The organism is Povalibacter sp. (assembly GCF_036735925.1).
In the GTDB taxonomy this organism is placed as follows: Bacteria; Pseudomonadota; Gammaproteobacteria; order Steroidobacterales; family Steroidobacteraceae; genus Steroidobacter.
The window spans coordinates 1-9,188 of sequence record NZ_DAINNK010000036.1 but is presented as its reverse complement, the minus strand read 5'-3'; the positions used below and the strand labels follow the sequence as shown (position 1 = coordinate 9,188).

Below are 9,188 nucleotides of genomic sequence, written 5' to 3'. Positions count from 1 at the left end.
GTCAGGCTTCAGCCTGACTCCGGCCGTCCCGGAAGTCAGGCTGAAGCCTGACCTACAGGAAGAACGAGGAAGCGTCCGGCTATTTCACGTAAGCCCGGACCACGCCTTCCAGGAAATCGCGGCCTTCATACAGCGATTTCACGCGAATCTTCTCGTTCAGGCCGTGGGCGTTGGTTTCGCCGGAGGTCGAGAACATCCCGCTCATTCCGTAGGTCGGGATGCCGGCATTCATCAGGAAGCGTCCGTCGGTGGCGCCGGCCGTCATGACGGGGGCGATGGGAACCCCCGGCCAGAGCTTCGCGGCCTGGGCCCGCACCGGCTTCATGATCTCGTCGGTCAGGGGCGGGGGCGAGGAACCGTCGCGGCGGCGCACGATGCTGACCACAACCTGCGGGTCGCCGATCGTCCGCTCCAGCGTCTCCTTCACCTGTTCGGGGGTGGTTCCCTGCATGAGGCGGCAGGACAGGGTCGTGACTGCCCGCTGCGGCAGGGCGTTGGGCGCATGGCCACCTTCGATCTGAGTTGCCACACAGGTCGTGTGCAGCATCGCGTTGTAGTTGGGATGGGTCTGCAGGACCTGCAGCGCCGCCGCGTCCGATGGATCGCGCGCGACGGCGCTCATGGCCGCACCGATCTCGCCGCCGAGCATGGGACCGGTGACGCGGAAGTATTCGCGCACCACGGGCGTCACCTGGATCGGGAACGACAGCCCGGCGATTTTTCCGGTCGCCGCCAGCAGCTGGTAGATCGCATTGTCCGGCGTGGGGCGCGAAGAGTGGCCGCCCGGATGAGTCACTTCCAGTTCATAGACCTGGTGAATCTTTTCGCCGGCCTGCACCTGGAGTGCGAGCGGCCTGCCATCCTCCGACAGCAGTCCGCCGGCGCCCTCGTTGATGGCGAACGCGGCATCGATCAGGTCGCGATGATGCTTCAGCAGGTAGTCGACGCCGTTCACGCGGTTGGAAGTTTCCTCGCCGCAGGTGAGCGCCATGATCAGGTCGCGCTTCGGTTTGAAACTGCGCTCCTGCTGCAGACGGATCATGAGATCGAGGAATACCGCCGCCATCGACTTGTCGTCGGCCGAGCCGCGTCCGTAGAAGTAGCCGTTCTCTTCGTAGAGCGTGAAGGGATTGCGTTCCCAGTCCTCGCGCTTCGCATCGACCACGTCGATGTGCGCGAGCAGCAGCACGCCTTTCTTCGCGGGCTTGGCAGCGCGGATGCGCGCCACGATGTTGCCGTCGTCCGGTTTGCCTTCCGGGATCACGACCTGCACATCGTTGTCGGCGAAACCCGCCGCCTGCAGCCGCTGCTGCGCGGCGCGGACCACGTTGGTGCAGGAGCCGGTGCCGGGCGACGAGTCGATCTCGACCATCTCGCGATAGATCTCGCGGAACGCCTCGCGTCCGGCGTCGGCGTGAACGGGCGCTGCGGCGAACGCGAAGGACAGCAGGGCAAGTAATTTCTTCATGAGTCCGAGAATACAGGCTGGCGCGCGCGCTCTTCCAGCCGGGCAAGGCGGCGGTGCTAAAACCGCCGATTGCTGCTGCGACATCGGCTCAACGACAATGAGTCATGCCAAGGGAAACGTCTGCTTCCGGTGCCGTGCGACTCGTCGGCGCCGACGGCCTGAGCTTCAGCATCGATGACACGGGCTGCGTCCGCCGGATCGATCGCGGCGACACGCTGGTGAATCTGTTCGTTGCCAGTGCGGTCGAGAACGGCCCGGCCAATCTGTACCTGCGCCTGCACGCGGGTAGCAGCGTCGAGGTCACGCCGCTGCTCGGTCCGGGCAGTCCGACGCGAGGCTCGTGCATCGCCTCGGATCGCTGGGTCGGCTCGGGTGCCTGGAACGGACTGCGCTACACCGTCAGCCTGACGATGGCGAAAGGCGAGCCGGCCTGGATCTGGCAGGTTCATCTGACCAATCGCGATACGCGCGAAGCCAGCGTCGATCTGCTGTATGCGCAGGACATCGGGCTCGCGCCCTATGCGATGGCGCGTCTCAACGAGTACTACATCAGCCAGTACGTCGATCATTCGCCGCTGCAACATGCGCAACAAGGCTGGGTCATTGCTTCCCGCCAGAATCTCGCCAGCGGCGGACGCAATCCGTGGAGCCTGATCGGATCGCTGCGTCGCGCGACGGGATTCGCCACGGATGCGTTGCAGCTGCGGCGCCGCGACGCTCTGACGCGCGATCTGCCGTCGCAACGGTTGCAGCACGAGCATTCGATGATCGTGATCCAGGACGAACGTCTCGTGCTTCCGGCGGGCGGGAATGCTGCGTCCGGTTTCTTCGGTCTGTTTCGCGACGATCATCCGGCGGCGACTTCGGCAGACGATCTGGTACTCGTCGATACGGTGCGGCGCCTGCCGGAAGCAGCGCTCGACATTGCAATCGAGCCGGCCGTGCGCCAGCTGGCATCGTCCAGTTCGTTGTTCAGCGCGGCGCCGTCGTTCGACTCGCTGCCGCTCGATGCCGCGACATTGCGGTCGCAGTTTCCGGGCCGATGGCGGCACAAGGAGTCGGCGAAGGACGGAACGCTGCTGTCATTCTTCTACGGCGAGCAGCGCCACGTCGTGCTGCGCGAGAAAGAGGCACGCGTGCTGCGGCCGCACGGCCATCTGTTGCGTACCGGAAGCAGTGCGATCCCGGACGAAAGTGCGCTGACCTCGACGGTCTGGATGGCCGGTGTCTTTCACTCGATGCTCACGCAGGGGCACGTGAGCTTCAACCGGCTGTTGTCCACCGTGCATGGCTATGCCGGATTGTTCCGTTCGCACGGCCAGCGCGTGTTCGTCGACTACGGAACCGGCTGGGAACTGCTCGACGTGCCATCCGCCTTCGAGATGACGCCCACTGCCTGTCGCTGGCTTTATCAGCACAGGAAGGGACTCATCGAAGTCCGCAGCGAAGCGCACGGCGAGTCCAATGAGATGCGGCTCGAGATCGAAGTTCGTTCCGGCCCCGCGGTGCGCTGTCTCATCTCGCATCACATCGCGCTCGATGGCGACGATGGCAGCGAGGACCAGCGCCTGCGCTGGCAGCACGAAGGAGGGATCGTCACCTTGCGTCCGGCGCCGGGCACGGCGATGGATCAACGTTTTCCCGATGGCAGTTTCCGGCTCGTCATCGAGCCGCCGCCGACGCGGGTCGGCGGCGACGAACTGCTGTTCAGCAACGGACGTTCGCGGCAGCAGCCGTTCGCCTGCGTCGTCACCGAACGTGCCGGGAAACATCGCGTGCGGATTCAGGCGCAGCTGCTTCAGGCGTCAGAGATGCCCGCGCCGGACTGCCGCATCGACGAGACATCGCTGCTTCCGGTCGTCGAACCGCCCGCGGGCGAGATGGGCGATGCCGTGGCGCGACTGCGCGAGATCATGCCGTGGATGACGCACAACGCGCTCATTCACTACCTGTCGCCGCGCGGCCTCGAGCAATACTCCGGCGGCGGCTGGGGAACGCGCGATGTGACGCAAGGACCGGTCGAGCTGCTGCTGGCGCTCGGCCGGCCGGCGCCGCTGCGCGATCTGCTGCTGCGCGTGATGAGTGCGCAGAACGAAGATGGCGACTGGCCGCAGTGGTTCATGTTCTTCGAGCGCGACCGCGCCGTGCGTGCCGGCGATTCTCACGGCGACATCGTGTTCTGGCCCGTCCTCGCGCTGGCGCAGTACGTGCTGGCCTCGGGAGATGCGGCGTTTCTCGAAGCGCCGGCTCCTTTCTTCGAAGGTCGCAGTGCCACGATCTGGCAGCACGTCGAACGCGCGCTGGCGGTGATTCGCGCCCGCGTCATTCCGGATACGTCGCTGGCAGCCTACGGTCACGGCGACTGGAACGATTCGCTGCAACCGGCCGATCCGGCGATGCGCGAGCGGCTGTGCAGCGCCTGGACGGTCACGCTGCACCATCAGACCCTGACGACGCTGGCGCGCGCGCTGCGATTCGCGGGGCGGAATGAAATTGCACGTCGACTGGACGACGACGCGGCCGGCGTACGCCGCGATTTCCAGCGCCTGCTGCTGGTCGACGACGTGTTGACCGGCTATGCGATGTTCGATGCCGAGACGCCGCGCTACCTGCTGCATCCGCGCGATCGGATCACCGGTGTCCGCTACAGCGCGCTGGCGATGATTCACGCCATCCTCGAAGGACTGTTCACGCCGGCGCAGGCGCAGGCGCATCTGCAGTTGATCCGTTCGCATCTTACGGGGCCGGACGGCGTGCGGCTGTTCGACCAGCCGATGCGTTATCACGGCGGGCCGCAGCAGTTCTTTCAGCGCGCCGAGAGCGCGACGTTCTTCGGTCGCGAGATCGGGCTCATGTACATGCATGCGCACCTGCGTTACGCGCAGGCGCTTGCGCACGTCGGCGACGCGTCAGGATTTTTCCACGCACTGAGCCAGGTCAATCCCATCGGCCTCGCGTCGCTGGTGCCGACGGCCGCGTTGCGCCAGTCGAACTGTTACTACTCCAGTTCCGACGCGGCGTTCGCCGATCGTTATGAAGCCAGCGAGGAGTACGCGCGGGTCCACGCCGGCACGATCGCGCTCGAAGGCGGCTGGCGCGTCTATTCCAGCGGCGCGGGAATCGCGTTCGCGCTGATCGTGCGACGCTTCCTCGGGTTGACCTGCGAGGTCGAGTCCGTCTGCATCGATCCGGTCATGCCGCCGGCGCTCTCCGGGCTGAAGATCCGCACACGACTGTTCGACCGCGAGATTGAAGTGATCTACGAAGTCGGGCCGGCTGGATGCGGCGTCACCGCGGTTTGCGCGAACGGAAAAAACCTGTCCCTGACGCGCGATCCCAATCCGTACCGGTCCGGCGCGGCCCGGATTGCTAAGTCCGAGTTGCTCGCGCACCTGCAGGGCGATGCGAATGTCCTGGTTGTCCGACTGGGCTGAGGCGGCTGCGTGCCGGGCCATGACAATTCTTTGTGGACACTGCCGCGACCCCGGCGGTAAGTAACGGACGCAAGTCGTCCGTTCGAAAAGAACATCATCCGGGGGTTTCGATGTCTCACTTCGCTCTGCGCGCCCGAGTCCGGGCTGGCCTGCTCGGCGCGGCCATTCTCCTTTCCTGTCATGCACTGGCCGATGCGCCCGACGGCAGCTGGCCTGCGGCAGGCGATGTCGTCGGCACGCAGGCGGGCTTTTCCGAAGCCGGCCTGGCGGCCCTGGATGCCCGCATGAAGAAGGCCGTGGACGACAGGCAGGTCGCCGGCGTGATCACGCTGCTTGCGCACAAGGGCAAGGTCGCCGCATTGAATGCGCACGGGACGCAGTCGCTCGATGCCGGCAGCGCGCCGGTCAGCGAGAGCACGATCTTCCGCATCTATTCCATGACCAAGCCGATCACGGGCGTCGCCATGATGCAGCTGTACGAGAAGGGTCTGTGGAAGCTCGACGATCCGGTGTCGAAGTTCGTGCCCGAGATGGCGAACATGAAAGTCGTCACCGGCAAGGATGCGGAAGGCAAGCCGATCATCGTCGATGCGACGCGGCCGGCCACCATGCGTGAACTCATGAGTCACACCGCCGGCCTGGGCTACGGACTGCAGCCCGGCAATGCCGTCGACGACGCCTTCATCGCCCAGAACCCGATGGCGCAGCCGGATCTCAAGGGCATGATCGACGTCGTCTCGAAAATCCCGCTGCTGGCGCAGCCCGGCGAGCGCTGGTCGTATTCGATCGCGGTCGACATCCAGGGGCTGATCGTCGAACGCCTGTCGGGCGAGAAGTTCGGCGCCTATCTCAAGAAGCATGTGTTCGAGCCGCTGCACATGGCGGACACGGCATTCACGCTGCCGGCGAATGCCGAGCCGCGCGTGGCGACGGTCTATGCCTGGGATGGCAAGAACTCGGCGCTGGCGAAGACGCCTGATGCCTGGGGCCCGTCGGTGTTTCCGCTCGAGTCCGGCGGCGGCGGCCTGTATTCGACCATTCACGACTACGCACGCTTCTGTCAGATGCTGGTCAACCAGGGCGCGCTCGACGGCAAGCAACTGCTGAAGCCGGAGACGATTGCACTGATGACGCAGAATCACATCGGCGATCTGCGCGTCTTCGGCGCGATGCCCGGCACCAAGTTCGGCCTCGACTTTGCCGTCATCACCGATCCGGCTGCATTGAAGTCCGCGCAGGGCGAGGGCTCGTACTGGTGGTTCGGCATCGCCGGCACCTGGTTCTGGGTCGATCCGAAGAACGATCTGTTCTTCGTGGGCCTGATCCAGCGCCGGCTGGATGGCGGCACCACGGCATTGCGCAACGATTCGATCAAGCTCGTCTACGACGCGCTGGCAGCGAAGTAGGCCGTGCTTCTTCTTCCTGTAGGTCAGGCTTCAGCCTGACAGTTCTAGGCCGGCTGAAGCCGGCCCCACAGACAGAGAGAGCAGAAGGGGGCGAAAGCCCCCTTCTTTTTGCCTGTCGCGTTCCCGATAGGTATTGCCTATCAACTTCCAAGAAACCATCGACTGGCCCTAATCAGGGTCTGCCTGTATCTTGCGCGACATCGCCAGGGGAATGGTTCTCCGAGCATTGCTTGTCCTTCAGGAGTTCAATCGATGAGTTCAGTGATCAATACGACCATCAAGCCTTTCAAGACCACGGCCTATGCCAACGGCAAGTTCGTGCCGGTGTCCGATGCCGATCTGAAGGGCAAGTGGTCGATCTTCTTTTTCTATCCTGCCGATTTCACGTTCGTCTGCCCGACCGAACTGGGCGATCTCGCCGACGTCTACCCGGAGCTGAAGAAGCTCGGCGTCGAGGTGTACAGCGTGTCCACCGATACTCATTTCACGCACAAGGCGTGGCATGACGCGTCGGACACGATCAAGAAGATCCAGTACGTGATGCTGGGCGACCCGACCCACGCCATCAGCCGCAACTTCGGCGTGCTGATCGAGGAAGAAGGTCTCGCGCTGCGCGGCACGTTCGTGGTGAATCCGGAAGGCGTCATCAAGGTCGCCGAGATCCACGACCTCGGCATCGGCCGCGATGCCAAGGAACTGCTCCGCAAGGTGCAGGCTGCCCAGTACGTCGCTTCGCACCCGGGCGAAGTCTGCCCGGCCAAGTGGACACCTGGCGCCAAGACCCTGGCTCCCTCGCTGGATCTGGTCGGCAAGATCTAAGTCCTTCGGGCTTTCTCTTCCTGTGGAGGCCGGCTTCAGCCGGCCTCTGCGGGACGATGCGGACTGGCTGAAACCCGCCCCCTGCAGCACAGACCTTTCGGAGACATCATGCTCGACGCCACCCTTCGCCAACAGCTCCAGACCTATCTCGAACGGCTCACGCGGCCGGTCGTGCTGACGGCCGCGCTGGACGAAAGCGATGCGTCGCTGGAAATGCGCGATCTCCTCAACGACATCGCTTCGCTGTCGCCGCTGCTGTCGCTGGATCTGGAAGGCGATGGCGACCGCAAGCCGTCGTTCACCGTGGGCAGCCCCGGCCACGACATCAAGATCCGTTTCGCCGGTCTGCCGATGGGCCATGAATTCACGTCGCTCGTGCTGGCGCTGCTGCAGGCCGGCGGTTACCCGCCGAAGGTCGACGCAAGCGTCATCGAGCAGATCAAATCGCTCAAGGGCGATTTCAAATTCGAGATTTTCATTTCATTGAGCTGCCACAACTGCCCGGACGTGGTGCAGGCGCTCAATCTCATGGCCGTGCTCAATCCGAACGTCACGGCCACCATGATCGACGGCGCGCTGTTCCAGCAGGAAGTCGAGTCGCGCCAGGTGCTGGCGGTGCCGATGGTGTTTCTCAACGGCCAGGAATTCGGTCAGGGCCGCATGACCCTCGAGGAAATCCTCGCCAAGGTCGACACCGATGCCGATGCGCGCCAGGCCGAGCAGCTGAACGCGAAAGATGCGTTCGACGTGCTGATCGTCGGCGGCGGTCCGGCCGGCGCTGCGGCGGCGATCTATGCCGCGCGCAAGGGCGTGAAGACGGGCGTCGTCGCCGAGCGTTTCGGCGGCCAGGTGCTCGACACGCTCGCCATCGAGAACTTCATTTCCGTGAAGGAGACCGAGGGTCCGAAGATGGCCGCCGCGCTCGAAGACCACGTGCGCAGCTATGAAGTCGACATCATGAACCTGCAGCGTGCCGAGGGCCTCGTGCCCGCGGATGCGAACGGCCTGATCAGCGTGAAGCTGGCGAACGGCGCGACCCTGCGCAGCAGGTCGATCGTGCTCGCGACCGGCGCCCGCTGGCGCGAAATGAACGTGCCGGGCGAACGCGAGTATCGCGGCCGCGGCGTGGCGTACTGCCCGCACTGCGACGGCCCGCTGTTCAAGGGCAAGCGCGTGTCGGTGATCGGCGGCGGCAACTCCGGCGTCGAAGCGGCGATCGATCTCGCCGGCATCGTGAACCATGTGACGCTGATCGAATTCGACGGCAAGCTGCGCGCCGACGAAGTCCTGCAGCGCAAGCTGCGCAGCCTGCCGAACGTGCGCGTGATCCTGTCCGCGCAGACGACGGAAGTGCACGGCGAAGGCGGCAAGGTGAATGCGCTCAGCTATCGCGATCGCGCGTCCGGCGAAGTACACCGCGTCGAACTCGAAGGCGTGTTCGTGCAGATCGGCCTGCTGCCCAACACCGACTGGCTGAAGGGCACGCTCGCGCTGAGCAATCGCGGCGAGATCGAAGTCGACGTCCGCGGCCAGACGTCGCTGCCGGGCGTATTCGCTGCCGGCGATGCGACGACGACGCCGTACAAGCAGATCGTGATCGCGATGGGCGAGGGGTCGAAGGCTGCGCTCAGCGCGTTCGATCACCTGATCCGCAGCAGCGCGCCGGCTGCGCAGGCCGACGCGGCCTGAGGAAGCGGTCTTCTTTTGTGGGGCCGGCTTCAGCCCAATGGCACTGACTTAAGCGCAAGTCCGTTTTGTTCTTCCCCTCCTCCGCGTAGCGGGGGAGGGCAGGGAGGGGGTCTTCTCTGGTCGGTGGCTCACGATGCCGTGAGCGGCGTGCCCGAGGGGCTTTGCTGGAACGTCGTAAACCCATCCATGGGGACTCCGGCGCGCGCATCCCTGCGCGCGACGGTCCAGCAAAGCCCCTCGGGCACACCACTCACTACGGTGGTGGCGTGTTGAATGCAGCTACGGAGAAGATAGAGCGCGGAAGGAATGGGCCGATCGCTTAAGTCAGTGCCATGTATGGACCCGTCCCCGTTAGCAAGCCCCGCGTTCCTG

At 64.8% G+C, this 9,188-nt stretch carries 5 protein-coding genes; 4 read left to right on the top strand and 1 reads right to left on the bottom strand.

Going from position 1 to position 9,188, the window contains the following annotated elements; genetic code table 11:
* Positions 1-79: 79 nt before the first annotated feature.
* Entirely contained in the window at positions 80-1,468 is a 1,389-nt protein-coding gene (locus tag V7D81_RS12345; protein ID WP_324316830.1) for a M20/M25/M40 family metallo-hydrolase, read from the bottom strand.
* Positions 1,469-1,572: 104 nt separating this feature from the next.
* On the opposite strand from V7D81_RS12345, the gene V7D81_RS12340 reads away from it, so the two are divergent.
* The 4 genes from V7D81_RS12340 (at position 1,573) to ahpF (ending at position 8,816) form a co-directional block, all read left to right on the top strand.
* Positions 1,573-4,902, top strand: coding sequence for a GH36-type glycosyl hydrolase domain-containing protein (locus V7D81_RS12340; RefSeq protein WP_324316829.1), 3,330 nt, complete (start codon positions 1,573-1,575; stop codon positions 4,900-4,902).
* A 110-nt stretch (positions 4,903-5,012) separates the two neighbouring features.
* Positions 5,013-6,308, top strand: coding sequence for a serine hydrolase domain-containing protein (locus tag V7D81_RS12335; protein ID WP_324316828.1), 1,296 nt, complete (start codon positions 5,013-5,015; stop codon positions 6,306-6,308).
* Between the two features lie 252 nt (positions 6,309-6,560).
* Positions 6,561-7,127, top strand: a complete 567-nt coding sequence (gene ahpC / locus V7D81_RS12330; protein ID WP_324316827.1) for an alkyl hydroperoxide reductase subunit C — start codon at positions 6,561-6,563, stop codon at positions 7,125-7,127.
* A 108-nt stretch (positions 7,128-7,235) separates the two neighbouring features.
* On the top strand, positions 7,236-8,816 hold the full coding sequence (gene ahpF / locus V7D81_RS12325) for an alkyl hydroperoxide reductase subunit F (RefSeq protein ID WP_324316826.1): 1,581 nt from the start codon (positions 7,236-7,238) through the stop codon (positions 8,814-8,816).
* Positions 8,817-9,188: the final 372 nt, after the last annotated feature.

Coding starts and splice junctions, on each gene's coding strand:
- ahpC (WP_324316827.1), top strand. CDS start 6,561: ATGAGTTCAGTGATCAATACGACCATCAAGCCTTTCAAGACCACGGCC.
- V7D81_RS12340 (WP_324316829.1), top strand. CDS start 1,573: ATGCCAAGGGAAACGTCTGCTTCCGGTGCCGTGCGACTCGTCGGCGCC.
- V7D81_RS12335 (WP_324316828.1), top strand. CDS start 5,013: ATGTCTCACTTCGCTCTGCGCGCCCGAGTCCGGGCTGGCCTGCTCGGC.
- ahpF (WP_324316826.1), top strand. CDS start 7,236: ATGCTCGACGCCACCCTTCGCCAACAGCTCCAGACCTATCTCGAACGG.
- V7D81_RS12345 (WP_324316830.1), bottom strand. CDS start 1,468: ATGAAGAAATTACTTGCCCTGCTGTCCTTCGCGTTCGCCGCAGCGCCC.